The organism is Pseudomonas aeruginosa (assembly GCF_001457615.1).
GTDB classification, from domain to species: Bacteria; Pseudomonadota; Gammaproteobacteria; order Pseudomonadales; family Pseudomonadaceae; genus Pseudomonas; species Pseudomonas aeruginosa.
Map to the genome: position 1 here is coordinate 4,783,444 of NZ_LN831024.1, position 18,534 is coordinate 4,801,977.

Sequence of the window (18,534 nt, forward strand, 5' to 3'; positions counted from 1 at the left end):
GGCGTCTTCTCATCCCGGCCGCTTGCCCTGCAGGGCGATGCGCACCGGCAGGGTCAGCGAAGCCGGCGGGCGTTCTTCCAGGCGGCCGACGGCGCGCAGCGCGGCCAGCACCTTCTGGTCGGTCTCGGGGTCGCCGCTGGAGCGGGTCAGTTCGGCCCGGGTGATATCCCCCGAGGAACTCAGCCAGATCTCCGCCTGCAGGCGGAACGCCAGGTTGCGCAGCTCCGGGTTGTCCCGCAGCAGGCGCTGGAAGGCGTAGGCCAGGTACTGGCTATAGCTGGCGTTGCCGGCGCGACCGCTGCCGGAACCGGCCATCCCGCCGCCCTTGCCGGCGCCGATGTTGAAAGCGTCGGAGCCGGACTGGGCGTCGCCATCCATCTGCATCGGGTCGGCCAGGTCGTCGGCCGGCGACGGCGGCGCTTCCTCCTGCGGCTTGACCTCCTCCAGTTCGGGTTGCGGTTCCGGCTCGACGATCTTTTCCTCTTCCACCGGCTGCTCCGGTTCCGGCGGTTTTTCCGGCGGCGGCGGAGGCGGTGGCGGCAGCGGGATGATCGCCGGCACCTTGGGCGCCTCGCGGCGCACGCCGCTCATGTCGTTGGCCCACTCCCAGACCAGCCAGGCGAGGCCGGCGAACAGCAGCGCGCCGAGGCCCCACTTGAGGTAGCGCAGGGTCGGGTTCGCCGGGCGGCCGTCGATGGACAGCGGCGCGGCATTTTTCGGCTCGGGGGTGTGCTTGGGATCGGCGGACATGTTCATCCCGGGCCTCAGGTCGGTTTGCCGGTGACCAGGCCGACCTGGGACAGCTCCAGGCGGCGCAGCAGGTCGAGGACCTCGATGACCTTCTGGTACTGCACCGTGGCGTCGCCGCGGACCACTACCGGGAAGTCGGGGTTGAGGGCCTTCTCCGTACGCAGGCGGTCCTCCAGCTCGGGCAGGGTCACCGGGTAGGCGTCGAGGAACACCTGGCCGGCGTCGTTCACCGAGATCGCCTTGGTCTTGGGCTGCGACAGCGCCACGGTGGCACTGGCCTTCGGCAGGTTGATCTGGATCCCGGCGACCTGGGCGGTGGCGGTGAGGATGAACATCACCAGCACCACCATCAGCACGTCCACCAGCGGGGTGATGTTGATGCTGTCGACGGCGCCGTCGTCGTCATCGTCGTGGCTGCTGTTCACGGAAGCCATGGCGTTCTCCTCAGGCCGGCAACGGCTGGCCGTTGCGACGATGGGCCACTTCGCTGAGCTGGCTTTCGCCATGCACCTCGGCGAGGCGGGTGACGAACTCGTCGACGAACACCCGCATGTCCGCGCTGACTTCCTTGTTCCGCGTGACCAGGCGGTTGTAGCCGAACAACGCGGGGATCGCGACGAACAGGCCCATGGCCGTGGCCAGCAGGGCGGCGGCCATGCCCGGGGCGATGGCATTGATGTTGACGTCGCCGGCCATGGCAGTGCCGAGGAACACCACCATGATCCCCAGCACGGTGCCGAGCAGGCCGATGTAGGGGCCGCCGGCGATGGCGTTGGACAGGCTCGACAGGCGCGAGCCGAGCTGCTGGTTCTCCTTGATGCGCACGCCGTCCATGGAGGCGCGGATCGCCTCGATGGTGGCCGCGGAGACGGAAGAGGTGTCGGCGCCCTGCTCGCGGCGGGTGCGGATCTCCTTCACCGCCACCTGGTACAGGCGCCACAGCGAGGAGTGTTGCAGGCGGGCGGCCAGCTCGCGGTCGTCGGCGAGCAGTTCCAGGCGCGTGCCGACCTCGGCGAAGCGCTCGCGGAACAGCCCGTTGGCGCGACTGACACGGCCGACGTTCTGGTTCTTGCGGTACATGATGACCCACGACTGGACCATCATCAGCGCCAGGATCGCGATGATCACCCAGGCATCCAGCGGCACTGCGTTGAGCAGGAAGCCGAGCTTGCCGAAGCCGAAGCCGGACTGCTTCTCGTCGACCCCGTAGGCCACCAGGCGCGACTCGGCGCCCTGGGCGGTGGCGTCGGCGAGGAGCAGCGCCGCCGGGCGGGCGATCTTCGACAGGCGCAACTCGTCGATGGCGCCCTGGAAGGGTTGCAGGGTCGGCGCCGCGGCGCTCGCCTCACCTTCCCCGCTTGCCGCTTCGGTGGCGACCGCAGGCGCGGCCTGGCCTTCCGCGCCGATGGCGATCGCACCGCTGAACGCCGGCAGCGCCGCCGCCAGGCTGGCGACTTCGCGCCCCCCGAGATACAGCGCCAGCCGGGTACCGTCGGCGACCAGCGCCAGATGCTGCCATTGCCCCTGCGCCAGGGCCTGGCTGGCGGCAGCGCGCTGACCGTTCAGCTCGACGAAGGGCGCGCCCTGGGCCAGGCCGACCAACAGGGCGTTGCCGCCTTCGCGGCGCGACAGCAGGACCTGTTCACCGGCCAGTTGGTCGGGACGCACCCAGCCGCTGAAGCTGAAGGTGCCACCGGCGCTCACCGCCAGCGATGGGCTGGCCGGCAGCAGCAGCGGCTGGCCCAGCAGTTGCGCGGAGCGACCGATGACGCCCTCCACCGGACTGCCGGCGGCGGTCTGCGCATTGTTGGCGTAGGCGGTGGAGTCCCGCGGCGGAGTGCCCGGCGCACCGTCGAAGCGATAGACCAGGGTGTAGTCCGGGTCGAACACCGACTGGCCGTTGCCGCTCTCCGGCGCCTTGGCGTTGCCGTAGTACATCCAGATGTCCTGGCGCTGGCCACCCTCCACCCGCGGCACGTCGACCCAGATCAGGGCCATGCCCATCAGCGGGTCGAAGCTCTCGACCTGGTGGCGCAACACGGTCTTGTCGTCGGCGGCGACGAAGCGGATGTCCGAGCCGTTCTCGTTGACCCCGTCGAAGGTGAAGTTGCCGGTATGCAGGCGCACCAGCAACGGCAGGCGACCGAGACTCTCGTTGATCGCCGCGCCTTGCGGGGTGGTATCGACCGAGACCTGCTTGCGGTACTGCCAGTCGTCCTGCCACCAGGCACTGGCGCTGGCCGGGGCCAGCAGGCCCAGGCAGATCAGCGATGTCAGCAATAAGCGATACATGTGGGGTTACTCCGGGGTCAGCGTCAGAAGCTCGCCTGCACGCTGAAATGCAGGCGCGAGTCGTGTTTGTCGGTGTTCGTCCCTTCCAGCAGCGGGAAGGCCCAGTCGAGGCTGCCGGACAGCCAGTCGGCGAGTTGCGCGCGGGTGCCGATGCCGACGCTGGCCAGGCTGAAGTCGTCGTCCTGCTCGGGCAGCGCATCCTGCAGGCGCAGTTGCGCGCCCTCGGCGAACACGTAGAAGCGCCAGTCGTTGACGTAGCCGCCGGCGCGCTTGCCGAGGAAGCGTCCGAGGGACGGCGTACGCCATTCCTGGGAGAGCAGGTAGCCGTCGTCGGCGGTGTTCTCCGCCGCCAGGTAGCCACGCACGCTGGTGGCACCGCCGGCGGCGAACTGTTCGTTGGAAATCAGCGGCCCGGAGGCGAGTTGGAAGGCCGCCTTGGTCGCCACCTGCCAGTCGCCGCCGAAGGTCAGGGTGTGGTTGAGATCGCCCTTGAGCACGCCGAAGCCGGACTTGGCGCGATAACGCTTGCGGTCGAATTCCTCGTCGTCGTCGCCGTAGCCGAGGAGACTGCCGGTACCGGCCACCAGGCTCAGGCCAAGGGCCAACTGGGAACGTTCGGTGTAGCGGAAACCGTTGTAGCCGAGGGTCAGCGGGGCGTACTTGATCGGCACCCTGTCGTTGTTGCCGCCGATCCGGGTCTGTTCCTCGAAGTCCTTGAAGTCGACGCCGAAGGAGAACGAGTGCGACCAGAGGCCGGTGACCGGCAGGCTGTAGATCGCCGCCACGCCGTAGGAGTGGCCCTGGCCGACCACATTCATGCTGCCCACCGTGGCCACGTCGCTGTCGGACTGGTAGCCGGACAACTGCACGCTCCAGCGCTGGCTCAGCGGCGCGGTATAGGAGCCGGACCAGACCTTGGCGTTGTCCTGGTCCTGCGGCGCGGTGAAATAGGTCAGCGAGATGGCGTGGCCGAGTTGCCAGAGGTTGTCGTAGCCCAGCGAAACCACCGAGCGCAAGTGACGGGTGTCGGCGCTGTAGTCGTTGTTCAGGCCGATGCTGGCGTGCCAGGGATTCTTGTCTTCCACCTGCAGGTCGACGTCCATGGTGCCGGGCCGCTGGCCCTCGCGCACCATCGGCAGCACCTGGCGGCCGGGGGTGCGGTTGACCTGCGCCAGCTCGCGCTGGACCTGGGCGAAGTCGGGCACCTTGCCCTCCTCCAGGGCCGGCACTTCCTCGCGCAACTCCACCGGCGAATAGTGCTTGGCGCCGACCACCCGGACGCGACCGACAGTGGTCTCGGTGACCTGCAGGTAGACCACCCCGCCGCTCACCTGCTGCTCCGGCAGCTCGACGTAGACCGACTGGTAGCCCTTCTCCTGGTAGGCGGCCTGCAGCGCATCGCGCGCCCCCTCGATGTCGCCCAGGCTGCGCTGCGGTCCGAGGAAGGGATACACCGCCGCCTCGATGGCGCGGTTGTCCAGCACGGTGTTGCCGCGTACCACGTACTCGTTGATGTCCACCAGACGCTGGGTCTCGGCTCCCGCCGCGGCGGGAGGGGCCTCGTCGGCCAGCGAAGCGCACGACAATGCGACAGCCAGGCAACCGATCGACCAGCGCTGGCGAAACGGGTGCGCACAATTGAACAGCGAACGCTTCACACGGTCCCCCGAAGTTCCATCGGGACTTATTGTTCTAATGCAACAAGTCCGTTCATCGAACAGTTCTGTGAAAGACAACAAACTAGCGGCGACGCATGAACAACCTGTTAAAAACGGCGCCCGCCCTTATGAAATCTCGTTCTTTTCTATTTTCACTTTCGTGCTAGATATTCAGCCGTCGCGCTCCGCCATGGCGCGCTTGCCATGTATGCAACAAGGCGAAGTTCAGGGAGAACTCCGGCATCTGCATGAGATCCCCGGAAATCACTTCCCCGATAATCCTGCCTATTATCCTTACCGCCTCCGCGCTGTTCAGCAGGACGGTTATATCGCTGACGAAAACCGGAAAATTCCAGATCTTCTGCTTCATTTCCAGGCCGACGAACCAGCGATACAGCAGGTTGTAGTTCAATTGCTCATACAACTGCTGCTCGCTGGGAATCGCGTACAGCAGTTGCAGCAGCAGCGCGTGGATCAGCGGCTCCGGGGCCAACTGCATGCCATGTTCGCGGGCAAGCGCCGAGAGGACTTTCGCCTCTTCGACAAGGAGACTTTCTATTTGCGGTTTCAGCAACGCCAGGGAATGTCCCGGCGGTATATAGCTGGACACTTCCTTGAGCGCACCCTGCCAATCTTCCTGGGACACTATCCAGACCCATGGCGCCCCATATCGATAAACCGATACCGGTTTCTTGCGTGCGGCTTCGACGATCTTCGATAGGCGCTGGTCAAGTTCCTGCATACCGACTTTCGAGTAACTTTCCATCAATACTCACCGTCCTTCGCCGTATTCACCGGAGTGACCACGGCCGTTAGCGGATACTGTTCTCTTGTTTCAGAGCGGAACGCGTCTTTCTCGAACGACACGCTCATTTCCAGCAACCGGTCAGCGCAACCGGGAAATGGCCGATTCCTTTCGTTCCCGTCCCTGCCTTTCACCGCTGAATTCCGTTTTCCTCATTCACACCTGTTTGACGGCAACCCCGCCGCACCACCGAACTTTTGTCATGAAAACTTCATGCGGCCGGCCATTCGCGCGCCACCGGCGGGGACGAACGGGCATTCACCCGAGAATCGACCAGCGCCTCGGAAGTTCGCAAAAAAAGGGCCCTCCGTGGGGAGGGCCTGGCGGGTATCGTGCCTCCGCGGCGGTGCCTTACAGGATCAGGTTGCCGCGCTCTTCATCGGTCAATTGGCTGCGCGCCTGTTCGCCGAGGGCTCCGGCGCCGAGCACCTGCACGGCGCTGTCCGGGTTGTAGCCCGGCGAACGACTGGCGCCGTCGCGCGAAGGCTCCAGGCGCTCGTTGCCGAACCCGAGCACCTGCACCGTGATCACCGACGGCATGCGCTGCCGCGCGGCGGCCTGCTGCTGGCGACTGACGTCCTCCGCCGCCTGGGTCGCGGAACTCGCCGCGGCGCTGGCGGAGGTCAACGCCCCGGTATTCACCGAAGCCACCAGCGGAATGCCGCTGGACTGGCCCTGGGTCTGGATGTTCGCCGCGTTGACCACCTGCAGCGCCGCCACGTTGACGTTGCCGGAAACCCGGATGCCCGCCTCGCCGGCATCGATGGTGCCGAGCGGGGCGATCAGGTCGATGTCGCCCGGTGCCACTTCGGGAATCGGGTTGAGGGTGGCGATACCGGCGCCGGTGCTGGGCACCTGTGGCGACAGGCTGACGTTGCCCCAGGCGTCGTAGATGCGCCGCGGCGGGGTGTACACCACGGTGGTCTGGGAACCGCGACCGGCGTTGATGTCGCCTTCCGCCGACCAGGCCAATATGCTGCCGCCGAAGGTGGTCATGATGCGGCTCTGGCCGAGCAGGATGCTGTCCCGCGAATAGGCCTGGATATTGCCCTGGCCCTGGGTGACGATGCCTGCGGTGGACGGCGGCGCCTCGCCCTCGATACCGAACACCTGGCGCCCGCCGGGGCTGAGCAACTGGATGTCGCCGCCGAAGTCGGTGTGCACGCCGGCACCGCCATACATGACGATATCGCCTTCGTAGCTGATCGGATTGCCCGCCGGATCGCGCTCGGGGAACAGCGCGGCGATCGCGTTGCGCCCGCGCAGGTAGCTACTCTGGCGTACCCCGCCGACTTCGTTGTACTCGCGGCCGCCGGCCCTGAGTTCGGCGAAGTACACCTGGCGGGCGAAGATCCGCTGCTGCTCGGCGGGCAGGCCGGCGAAGAACGCCTGGGCCTGTTCCGCGTCGCCGGCGAAGCCGAAGCGCTCGTTCAACCACTTGGCCAACTCGCTTTCGTAGGTCCTGACCACCTTGCCCGGCTGCTCGGCCAACGGGGTGCCGCCCTGCGCCAGGTTGGCCGGATCCAGGTAGCGCTCGAGGAAGGCCCGATAGTCGGCCCCCGCCGCGCCGGCCTGGAGCACGATATCGGCACCCGGCCGGCTGTCGCCCGGCACCACCGCGCCGAGACTGGTGATCGCCGCGCGATCCTCCATGAGAATGTTGCGCCCGGCGCTGATCTCCAGGGTACCGGGGCCGGCGACGTTGAAGTTGCCGTAGAGGATGTCGCGGCCGGCCTGGGCCAGCGAGAGGTCGTTGGGGTCGTCGTGGACGAAGAGGTTGCCGGTGAACGAGGCATCCGTACTGATCTGACTGGGAGCGCTGATACGCTGTCCCAATGGGGTTCCGGAGGCTACGATGTCGCGCCCGGCGCGCATCCAGACGGGACCCGCACCTTCATACCAGGTTTGCCCGGCGCGGTTCCCCGCCTGCTCGCCGAAACGAATCTGCGCACCGCTATTGAGCCCGACGATATCTCCTGTCAACGCATAGAAACGCGCCGGTTGCAGATCGCGCGCCAAGCTCGCAGCGCTATCGGGGCCGAAGTAGAACAGAGGCAATCCGCCAATGACGGCCGGATTCCCGTCCGGACTGCCGTTGCCGGCTATCGGGTTGAGCAGCGCGGCATCGGAGTAGCCGGCAAATGCCGGCGTCCAGATCGATGGCAGGTTCGCAGGATCGGCACCTGAGCGTTGCACCGAATAGCCACCGGCATAAATGGAGTCTCCAGCCAGCAACTCCAGTTCACCGTTGAGCGACGGTGCCAGTAACAAGGAGTAGGGAGTGGTCGAGACATTCAGGCTCACGCCTCCCATGTAACCGCTGGAAGGACCGAGATAGATACTTCCTTCCGGGGCCGCCGCACGTACTATCGATGGATAGATGAATCGCCCATCGCTAGGCGACAGGTTTCGGCCTGCCATGGGAATAGCGTTGGTTGCCTCGACCAATTGGGTGCTGGGCGTCAGGTTGCCGCCCGCCGCAAACAGATCGATCGAGGTGTGTGCAGTCCAGAGACTGAACCAAGCGATCCCGCCCCCTTGGTAGACGCTGCCATCGGGAGCCGTGAAGCCAACGGTATTCGGCACCCCCACCCTACCGGGGTCAGTCACCCCACCCAGGACCAGGTCGCCACGGGTTTCCAGACGCATGCCAGTATCTCCGGCCACCAGGGTGAGGCCACCCGTGGAGCTAGCCAGCGTCGGGCTGAACGCATCCCTGCTGCGCACTTCGGCGGGGTCCCGCAGTAGAGTGTCGTAGCGAGGATCGATGCCTCCCAGCGCACCACTGTACAAGCTCGCGGAACCGCGCAGATTGATGAGGGCCCCCTGCAGATCGTGAATGGTGCCGCCGCTGTAAAGACCGTCAAACCCCGAACTCGAGTAGGTCTGGGTAGCCCGCGCCTCCCGGCTCGGGTTCACCTCCCCGCCAATTCTCACATTCAGGTCACCGCCGCCGCCAAGTTGCAGCGCGCCGTCGGAGGTGAGCCGGCCAGTGCCGGCAACCGCCAAGACCAGTCCCTGGCTGCGCGGATTAAGGTTACCGGATGAAGGTATCGAACCATCTCCGCGTGGCGCGATATTGCCGGCATCACCTCCGGTTCGCATGCTGAGATTGCCGCCTCCCAGAGTGCCGAAACCGGTGAAGCCGACCAGATAGGGAGCATCTCCCTCCGCGCCACGCACATAGCTGCCGAAATTGACCCACCAGGCCGTCGGCACTCCTTCCCTGTCGGCGCTGCCCTGGCGCCAGAGCCAGTTGCCGACTGCAGCGCTGGGGGGCAAGGGGCGAATGGGATCGCTACTTGTCAGTTTCTCGGCCCATTGATCACCAACCACATCACCGCCAACGGCGATATCGAGGTTGCCGCCATGTTCCGGATACCAGGCCTGGTACTGGCTGGTTGAGAGCACTTCGTAATCCGCGCCACCGGCGCCCAGTACCGACCCATTGAACAGACCGCGAGGCTGATTGAATCCCGTCGCGACATCGGCGGCCTGCGTTCCGGCGGTATAGACGCCGTACGGCGACCATTGCGTAAGGTTACCGGCACTGGCCAGGTCAAGATCGCCAGTGCCGGTGCGCAGCACACTGAACAACTGGTTCTGCGGTGTGACCACGGTTTTGCCGAGATTCTCGATACACAGGGACGGATCGACACTGCACCACCACAGATCGCCCTCGCCGATCGCCGTACCAGCAGGCATGCCCAGGTAATTGCCGGGCGCCCAGGTCCAGCGGGGAGGCTCGGCACAATACGGCCCCAGCCCGCAGATCCATTCATTGCTCTCGTCGACCGGAGTTCCCGGGGTGATCCCCCAGTCGGTAGCCTGATCGGTGAACACCAGCCCTCCCGAGCTCTGTTCGATCTTCGCCTGATAGTGCGTATCGGCCAGGTTCAGGCTGGCCGAGGAGTCCGGACGCACCAGACGGTTGTCGGCAGCCGCGAGATCGGCACCGGCGACCAGGCGCATGGACCAGGACTGGCTACCGGCCGGCAGCATCTCGGCCAATGCCCAGTTGCGTCCCTGGCGGACACCGTCGCTGGGCCGCAACTCGATGAAAGGCGCATCGCCAGCCAGTACCACCTCGGTCTGCGAAGGGATCAGAGAACCACGTGCCAAGGCCAGCTCTCCATTGAGCAGCAGGACATTGGGTCTGCTGGGCCCCTCGCGCAGGATGCTCGGCAAGGGCACGCCCGCAGGCCAGGTCATCGCCTGCACGCTGGCCGGTGCCGCCAGCAGGGTACCGGCACCCAGCCGGCTGCCGACCTCCAGCGTCACCCCGTCGCGCAGCAGGCTGCCCGCGGCGTACAGCAGGTTGCCGGCGGCATCGTGGATGTCCGCTACCAGCACGCTGCCGGCGGCCAGGGTATAGGGCTGTTCGAGTACTGCCTCGGTGGCCAGACGGGTGCCGGCGGCCAGGGTGGTGCCCTTGATCGGCAGGTCGTAGTTGAGGGTGCGGCCGCCGAGGAACGCGGTACCGTCGCCGAGCACCACGCCCGGGCCGGGAACCACCAGGTCGCCGCCGAACGGCTGCACCCCCGGGGTGAGGATCCAGCCCTTGTCGTCCGGCGAGTCCGGCGGCGGCGCGAAGCCGTCGTTGATACTGCCGTAGAGGTTCAGGTCACCGCCGGCGCGCAGCACCAGCGCGCCGACCTCGCCGGAACCGTAGACCTCGGTCAGCGGCGTGTTCGGATTGAGGCTGGCGTAGCGGTAGCCGGACAGATCGAGATCGCCCTGCACCACCAGGTCGCCGTCCGCCGTTGCGCTGACGATCTCCACCCCTGGACGCAGGTGGAAAGCATCCGCGTAGGTGGCATTGGTCAGTCCGGCCAGCTTGCCGTCGAGCAACTCGCGGTTGGCCAGCGCCGCGGCGATGAACGCGCTGCTCTCGGCATGCCGCGCATCGAGGTAAGCCTGGTCGATCACCTGGTAGGGCCGCCCGCCGGCCGCCGGATCGTTGCCCCAGGGCGCATCGTCGTAACGCTGCACCGCGTTCAGGGCGATGCTGCCGGCGCCGCGGATGTCCAGCGCGCCGCTGGCATCGATGGCGATGTCGCCGGCGCTGACCCCGCCCAGGCGTGGCGCGTTCAACTCCAACGTGCCACGGGCGACGCCATCAACCTGTTCCGCTGGCGCCGCGGTGCCATGGCGCAGGTCGATGCGCGCGCCGCTGGCCAGGACCAAGGTGCCGCTGCCGGAACTCAGCTCGACCATCGCCCGGTTCGGGCTGTCGATGATCTGCCCGTAGCTGTCGCGCCGCAGCAGGCTCCCATGCGCATCCAGCAGCGCGTTGCCGCCCAGGCTCAGGCCGCGGCCACCGGCCAGGCGGATCTCGCCGACCTGCGCGCCGCTGGCGTCCACCGTTCCGCTCACGCCGAGCTGGCCATTGTCGAGGGACACCTCGATGCGATGCGCCTTCAGGCCGTCGCCGATCTGCAGGTCGCCTTGCTTGAGCTGGAAGCGCCGCGCGCCGAAGACCTCGCCCTGGTTCAGGCGCTGGTTCAAGGCGGTGAACTGCTCGCTCAGGCTGCCGCCATCGCCCAGGCGCTGGGCGCGGATCTCCAGCTCGCCACCGAGGAACGGCACGCGGGTGCCGCCGGCATCGTAGTCGCCGCTGGCGCCACCCAGTATGCGGCCCTGCAGGTCCACCACCCCGGCGTCCTCGGCCAACGCCACGGCGCTCAGGGTACCGCCGCGGTTGTTGCGCGCCGACAGGTCGATCAGCGAACCGGCGGCCTGGCGGATGTCGCCGGCGCGACTGCTCAGCAGCAGGTCGCCACCCCAGCTGTATTTATCCACATCGTTGAAGCTGGCCTTGCGTCCGGCCAGGTCGATGCGCGCGCCATCGCCCAGCTCCAGGTCGTCTTCGGCGCTCAGGCTCAGCTTGCCGCTGGGTAGCGAGACCGCGCTATCCAGGCGGATCTCGCGGGCGCTGAGGGACAACTCGGCACCAAGCCCGGCGGTGCCGCTGTCGAAGGTCACCGCGGCAGCGCCCGCCGGCGCCGCCAGGCTGAGGCTACCGCCGCTGCTGATCCGACTCAGCGAGCCGGCCTCGCCGGTCAGCAACGGCGTGCTCAGGCGCAGGTCGCCGCCACTGTAGCGCAGGCCTTCGCCGGCGACGTAGCCGTCCAGGCGCTGGTAGACCCGCAAGCTGCCCTTGTGGTTGGCGCTGATCCGCTCGCTGGCGTTCAGTTGCACCTCGGCGAAGCCCAGTGCCAGGCGTGCCTCGTCGGTCTCGCCGGCCGGCTGGGTATTCGCGCCGTAGCCCAGGGTGATGCGCTCGGCATCCACCCGCAGGGTTCCGCTACCGCTACCGGCGCCGCCGGCGACCGGTGCTGCGGCCGGCTGGCTGGAGCCGCTCCAGACCAGGCTGGCGGTGCGAATGCTGGCGACATCCTCGCCGGTGCCATGGCCGTAGATGGCCGGGGTGCCCAGCACCAGGTTGGCCAGGCTGGATTTGCCGGTGGCCGGGTCGTAGGTGTCGAGGCTGACGCTACCGTATATGTTGACCGCATCGCGGGCACTGAGGATCAGGTTTTCCAGGGCCGGAATACCCGCCCCGCGCTCGCCGCGCAGCAGGCGCTGGAGCACCGTCTGGTCCAGCGCCAGGCCGTTCGGCAACACGCCGCGAGCGGCCGCGTCGGCCAGCGACTGGCTGGAGCCGATATTGATCGTACTCAGCGCCAGGCTGAGATTGCGTGTCCCGTAACGAACGTTGTCGCCAAACGTCACCGTACCATTGGTGGCGATACCCAGAGTGCCCTCCGAATAGAGTTCGGTGTCGGCGCAGCCCGCCCCTTCCGCACAACCTCCGAGACGAACCGGTAACGAGCTATCCGCTGCGGGTGCCAGCAGGTTCAGCCATCCGTTGGACAAGAGCAGCAGGTTACGGCCGCCGGGTTGATAGATGAAACCATCGGACGAATCGTATGCAGTCTTGCCTTTCCCCAGAGTGCTGATGCCACTCCCGCCTTCAAGGGTGATATCCCTGCCAATGATCACCTCCGGTGCGGAAAGGTGCGCGCCCTTTCGCAGCACAACGGGAAAGAGCCGGTTGCTCCCGCCGAACTGGACGAAGTTTCCTTGCTCGCCGTATTCGACGTAGGGCAGCGTGCCAATGGCGATACGGCTGGCGCCTATTGCATTCAGATCGTCCGCAACCAACGACACGCCAGCGAAATCGGAGTCGGGCAGCCCACCTTCAGGCAGAATCTCGATGCCCGCCTCGGCATCCACGATGAGGCTGCCGCCATATCCGCTTTCTTCCGGCGTGAAGTCGACCTTCCCCTCGAAGCTCAGGGCGTTTTCCCGAAGCTCCTCATCCGCGCGCAATCCCAGGTAGAGGGATCTGGCATCCACTGGCAACATCGCTCTGGGGATGTTCTTGCGCGCGGCATCGGCGCGAATGAAATCCGCATAGCTCATTTCGTTGTACTGCGAGTAGCGGCGCAGCGTATCGGCGGAAGACAGGATGACCTGACGGCTCAGACTGTCGCGGATGGACGTGCCGGCAATCGACAACTGCCCGGACGTCGCCCAGGAGCCATTGCGCAACCCCTGCGTCGCCATGGGCGCGCCTTGCCCCGCCAGACCGTTGATCTCGACGCGGAAAGCGCCCGGCAACAGGGCATAGGTCGAAGGCAGCAAGGTGTAGGTACCGGCGGCCAGGCCGGGAACGCCATCCCCGATGGTGACCTGTTGCCCGACCAACGGCTGGATGGCGCCCGCCTCGCCGCCCAATGGCGCACTAACGGCCTGGTGTCCAGGCACGATGGCATACACCGGGTTGCTGGACAGCTCCGGCAGACGGAACCCATCATTGTCCTGCTGCACCAGGGGATGAAAACGCGCATCGGTCGAACCCCCTCTGCCGGAGATGAATCCAGCCCCCGCGAGTTCGCCGCCGCCGGACAGGTCCAGCCGCGCGCCCTGTTGCACATCGACCTCGCTGGCATAAAGGCCGACTCCCGCAACCAGTGTCCCAGCAGCGAGAGCGCCCCCGGCACCGGTCAGTTGAATGGGGACCTGGTTGACCAGATAGTTGATCCCATCGGTCGTGCCTCCATAGGGCATGACCAGCTCAGCGCCGCTAACCGAGGTCAGGCTACCCGGCAACAACCTTACCGTGCCCGGGGCACGATCCAGATTGCTGCCGAACTGGATGAGCCCCAGCGGCGCACGCACCACGCCACCCTGCTCGATATTCGATGCCATGAACGCCAGACTGCCGAATACCGACAGCGGAGTGTCCGGCAAGGACTCGCCGCTACGTTCGATAGCCAAATGCCGTTCGGCATCGAAGACAGCCTGCCCCCCCTCATCCAGTCCATACCCGGCATAGAGGGTCGAACTCGCTCCCGTCACCGGATAGAGTTGGGCCGCAGTCAGTTGCAGATCGCCGTGGGTTATCAAGCGCCCCGACGGATCGCCATTCTCTGGATAGTCGCCAGCGAAACGCAGGTCGCCCTCGCTGCGCAGCGTTACCTTCTCGAAACCTGGTCGCTGATAGCGGACAGCCTCTGCGTTGACCCCATTGATCACCCCGTCGCTACCGAATGACAAGCGCCCGGCGATATCCAGCAGGCGCCCGGCAGAAACCTGCAAGCGAACCTGCTCCGCTGTCGCGGTCGGCCCGTACGTGAGACGCGGACGAAACTCGCCAGAGGCCTGCTGCCCATACATCCCGATGCCGGAAAGGCGGACATAGGGCGCCTGCAACTTCACCTCGCTCGGCCCACCACCTGTGGCGGCTATCGTCCCCGCGTACAGATTCAGGCTGCGCCCCATCGCAAGATCGATGTTCCCCTCGAACGACAGCGGACCGTTGCTGAACAACGAAAGTTGGTCGAATCCGCCGCCCGTCAGCGACTGAGTCCCAACTCGGCTCTGGCCATAGCGCAGAGCCGAATCGTCCATTCCCGGTTGCAGCAAGGTCGGTAATCCCGAATCGGCGTGCCCTGCCGTCAGGATCAGCTCACGCATGGCCAATACCCGGTCATCCACCACAGTAAAACCTTGGTACAGGGGAGCGTCCGCAATGATCTCCAGGCTGCCGCCCGCCGCTCCCGAGCCGCCGGCTGCGGCGCGCAACGAGCCGTCTAGATACAGCCCATTGTAGGAACTGAGAGCGATGCGCCCGCCGTCGCCGGCCAGCAAAACCCTTCCCAGTCCCGGTACATCCAGCTGTGCCTGGCTGCCGGAGGCCTCCAGTCGTGCACCGGGGCGTACGATGACGAACGCATCCGCCGAGGTCGCGATCGCCTTGCCCGGATCGATCTCGCCGCCGATGACGATGCTGCCGCCGGACTGCACTTCTCCATAGCGGCGACCGCGCCCATCCAAGGCAGTGACAGCGCGGCCGGCAACATCCAGCAATGCCTGCTCTCCAATCCAGATGGAGCGAGCATGGGGCTGGCCTTGCGCCTTGGGCTGATTGTCCTGGGTAACGTCGAGCGCGCCGAACTGCTGCTGGCGCACGTCGATGCGTCCGCCCCAAGCGTTCAGAATGCCATCCAAGGTGATCTGTCCGGGACCGCGCAGGACGATGGCGCGCCCCGGATCGACCTCGACCAGCGAACCGCGCCCCAGCTCCAGCGTCTGGCTGGCGGGATCGAGCTGCCCGAGGATATTGCCGTCGCCGCCTGCCTGCAGGTACAGGTCCGCCCCTTCGCGTTGGACCAAGCGTCCGGCCAAGGCATCCTCTAGGTACAGCGGCGGTATCCAGGCCTCCAGCGCCTCTCGCGGCGCCTCGCCAGCCGCGACCTCGCCGGCCCCGCTGGCGAAACGGTAGACCGGCCGCGCGACCCGCACCTGGGCATCCTCGGCTACCCTCAATCCGGAGCGACCGACCACCCGGTAGCTGGCGAAGCCCTGCTGGAAGAAATCTTCGGCCAGTTGCAGGCTGCCATCCCCGAGGTCGCCGCCGCCGATCCGCACCTTGCCGCTCTGCAGCGACAGCGTGCCGGCGCCACTCGTGCCGAGACCATTCAATGTGCCGCCCAACTGCAATTGGCCATCGCTGGCCTGCGCCAGCCCGGCACTGGCGTGCAAGGCGATGTCGCCGCCGCGTCCGCCCAGTCGTTTGCCGTCGGCCAGCAGCGCCGCCCCGGACGACACGTCGAGCAGACTGCCCTGTCCCAGGCTCAGGTCGCCGCCGCTGCGCAGGGAAATCCGTCCGCCGTCGCGGTAGGCCAACGTATCGTTGTCCTCCGGCGCCAGCAGCAGGTTGCTCCACAAGCCGCTGGCATCCAGTCGTACACCATCGCCCACGCGCAAGATGCCGGCTTCGCGGCCGGCATCGACGAAACCATCGATCGTCCCGTTCGGGGAAATCTGCGCCAGTACGTTGCCGGCCTGCAGGCTGCCGCCATGAGCGGTGATGTCGGCGTCGATCGCCACGTCGTTGGCGAACAGGATCGCCTCGCCGCCATTGGCCAGGGTCAGCGCGCTGTCGACGCGGATGCTCTCGCCGGCCGCCACCTTCAGGCCGCCCAGCTGGAAGCCGTTGAGCAGTTCGCTGTCCAGGCTCAGGCGGCCCTGGCGCTCGGCGGCCACCGGAGCGTCCAGGGTCGGCTCCTCGGCCGCCACCTCGCCGGCACCGATGACCACCTGCTTGAGGCTGCCGGCATCGGCGCCGAGAGCGTACTCCAGCAGGCCGCTGCTCTTCACGTAGTAGGGGGTGTAGCGCCCGACGACCAGCTGCGCGCCGCGCGCCACGGCATTCTGCGACTGGTTGTAGCCGTCCAGGCCGGCCTGTGGCGCTTCGGTCTGCCGCTCGCCGCGATAGGTATCGCCGACCACCTGGCCGTCGAGCCGCGCATTGGCGCTGCCGATCACCAGACTGCCGGCGTCGCGGCCAACGCTGTAGCCGCTCTCGTAGCGCTGGGTCGGCGCGATCAGCGGATTGTAGAAATAACGGGTCTGGTCCCAGCGCTCGCTGTGTGCCTCGTAGCCGCGGTAGATGCCGTCGTAGAGCAGGTCACCCGGCGCCGAGCCGAGTTCGTAGAGGCGTCCGTCCGACCCCTTCAGCCAGGTCTGGCGGATGTAGCCGCCCTGCACATCGAGGGTTCCGCCGGACAGGTTGATCTGTGAACCGGCCTGGGTCACCACGTCGTTGCCGGTGAAACTGACGATGCCGCCCTGGGCCATCCACTCGCCCGCCGAGTGGCCCTGGGTGCCCAGGTAGCCACCGACCTCCAGCAGGCCGCCAGCGGTGTACCAGCGGTCGCTGGCATAGCCGTTGGTGCCGGCAGGCACCCGTACCAGGTCGCGCACGTCGACCCACACATCCTGGCTGTTCAGACCGCCGCCCTCGCGGTTGACCGAGGCGTCGCGCTGCTCGTTGCCGCGCACGTTGACCTTGATGTTGTTGGTCTCCATCGCCACCTGCACGCCTTGCGCGCCGGAGACATCGATCACCGCGCCGTCGCGCAGCAGGGCGCGCTGGCCAGCGTTGACCGCCACCTGGCCACCGCTGGCGAGGGTGATGGAGCCGTCGCGGAAATCGACGCTGCCGGCGGAGTCGATCTCCACCCGCGACAGGTCGCGGCGGTCGTCGTCGCCCCGACTGACGGCGGCACTGGAGCCGTTCAACGGCTTGAGCAAGGCCTCGCGCTGGCTGTCGAGGGCGGCGCTGCCGCTGCTATCCACCAGGATGGCGCTGGTGGCACCTTCGGCCAGGGTGATCCGCTCGCTGGCCTTCAGGTGCAGGGTGCCGCGGCTGTCCACCGAACTGCTGGAAAGCAATACGCCGGCCTGCTCCACCTCGCGGCCGCTGAGGCTGATATCGCCGGTGGCGGCCTGCACCAGGCCGCTGTTGCGCACCCGGCCGGCACTGCTGTCGGCGGCGAAGCCCGGCAGCACCTCGTTACCGCGGGTGGTGGAGGTCAGGTTGCCGTCGGTGCCCTGGCCACGGCGGATGACGAAGCTGTCGCCGGCGGACAGGACCGTCTGCCCCTTCGGTGTGACGATGCTGCCGGCGTTGTCCACCTCGCTGCCGAGCAGCAGGACGTAGCCGCCGCCCCTGGTCGAGCCGGACGGCGCTGCCGTACGCAACTGTGCGCCCTGCTCCACGCGCACGGCGCCGGCCGCGTCGGTGAAGGTCGGACGGCTGCCGGCGTTGTCGTAGTAGAGGCCGCGCTGACGGAACTGTTCGTCCGAGATGTTCGCCGCCGCCACCGTCAGATTGCGCACGTCCACCTGGCTGCTGCCGGAAAACACCACGCCGTTGCGGTTGACCAGCATCACCGTGCCGTCGGCCTTGATCTGCCCCTGGATCTGGCTGGGCCGCGCGCTGGGGTCGTTGACCCGGTTGAGCAGCGCCCAGTCGGCGTGCTGCTGGAAGTCCACGGTGGTGTTGCGGCCGACGTTGAAGGTCTCCCAGTTGAGCACCGCCTTGTCGGCGGTCTGCTCGATGCTCACCGTGGTCTTGCCGGCGGCCTGGGTCTGCACCGGTCCCTTGGCGTTCTGCCAGGCCTGCTCGAACGGCAGCGAGGCGTCGACCTTGAGGCCGCCCTCGCCGAGCCCGTCCGGAACATCCTGCGGGAGATTCAGCGCCGCCTGGCGTCCGGCGGCCTGGGCGGCCTGCTGGGCGGCAATGGCGGCGACGGTGTTGTTCAGGTTGGCCATCGAACGCTGCAACTGCTGGTTGACCCGCTGCTGCTGCGCCAGCGGCGGCGGCGCCCCCGGCAACTGCGCTCCCGGTCGCGGCGCCCCGGCAGCGCCGCCCTGAGCCGCGCCCTTGGCGGCGAACCAGGCGGCGCTGAACGGCTGCCCGGCGGCCTGGGCGCCCCCTGCGACCAGCAGCAGGGCGATGGCCTGGGCCAGCGGCTTCAGGCGCGGCGCGTAAAGCGCGCGGGAGGAACGGGCGGACGACGGCGAACGGGACGGCATGGCGAAGGGGTCCTTGAGCATGAAGTCGGTCGGGCGCCCGCAACGACGCCCGTTACTGGTAGACGGCCTGGCGGAGGGTGGGCCGAAGACTTGTCATGGAAAGTTCATGGAGCGGAGCGAGGAGCCTGGGCGAAC

General features: G+C 67.1%; 6 protein-coding genes. All 6 read right to left on the bottom strand.

All coding sequences use genetic code 11. The annotated features are described in order from the left end of the window. Window positions 1-9 precede the first annotated feature (9 nt). The 6 genes from AT700_RS22090 to AT700_RS22115 all read right to left on the bottom strand — a co-directional run bounded on the left by AT700_RS22090 (window position 10) and on the right by AT700_RS22115 (window position 18,399). Complete coding sequence (locus AT700_RS22090; RefSeq protein ID WP_078801573.1) at window positions 10-756, bottom strand: energy transducer TonB family protein; 747 nt, start codon at window positions 754-756, stop codon at window positions 10-12. Between the two features lie 8 nt (window positions 757-764). Beyond that, entirely contained in the window at window positions 765-1,184 is a 420-nt protein-coding gene (locus tag AT700_RS22095; RefSeq protein WP_003085366.1) for an ExbD/TolR family protein, read from the bottom strand. A gap of 10 nt (window positions 1,185-1,194) precedes the next feature. After that, complete coding sequence (locus AT700_RS22100) at window positions 1,195-3,042, bottom strand: DUF2341 domain-containing protein (protein ID WP_048521553.1); 1,848 nt, start codon at window positions 3,040-3,042, stop codon at window positions 1,195-1,197. A gap of 23 nt (window positions 3,043-3,065) precedes the next feature. Further along, a complete protein-coding gene (locus tag AT700_RS22105) occupies window positions 3,066-4,700 on the bottom strand; it encodes a ShlB/FhaC/HecB family hemolysin secretion/activation protein (RefSeq protein WP_003116531.1) in 1,635 nt (544 codons plus the stop codon). Window positions 4,701-4,863: 163 nt separating this feature from the next. Then, a complete protein-coding gene (locus tag AT700_RS30635; protein WP_003116532.1) occupies window positions 4,864-5,466 on the bottom strand; it encodes a transposase in 603 nt (200 codons plus the stop codon). A 390-nt stretch (window positions 5,467-5,856) separates the two neighbouring features. Then, window positions 5,857-18,399 (bottom strand): filamentous hemagglutinin family protein, encoded by a 12,543-nt coding sequence (locus AT700_RS22115; RefSeq protein WP_048521770.1) that lies wholly within the window; start codon window positions 18,397-18,399, stop codon window positions 5,857-5,859. Between the last annotated feature and the right edge of the window lie 135 nt (window positions 18,400-18,534).

What these genes read in the sequence shown, in the direction of transcription:
- AT700_RS22090 (WP_078801573.1), bottom strand. Translation starts at nt 756, where the DNA reads ATGAACATGTCCGCCGATCCCAAGCACACCCCCGAGCCGAAAAATGCC.
- AT700_RS22095 (WP_003085366.1), bottom strand. Translation starts at nt 1,184, where the DNA reads ATGGCTTCCGTGAACAGCAGCCACGACGATGACGACGACGGCGCCGTC.
- AT700_RS22100 (WP_048521553.1), bottom strand. Translation starts at nt 3,042, where the DNA reads ATGTATCGCTTATTGCTGACATCGCTGATCTGCCTGGGCCTGCTGGCC.
- AT700_RS30635 (WP_003116532.1), bottom strand. Translation starts at nt 5,466, where the DNA reads ATGGAAAGTTACTCGAAAGTCGGTATGCAGGAACTTGACCAGCGCCTA.
- AT700_RS22115 (WP_048521770.1), bottom strand. Translation starts at nt 18,399, where the DNA reads ATGCCGTCCCGTTCGCCGTCGTCCGCCCGTTCCTCCCGCGCGCTTTAC.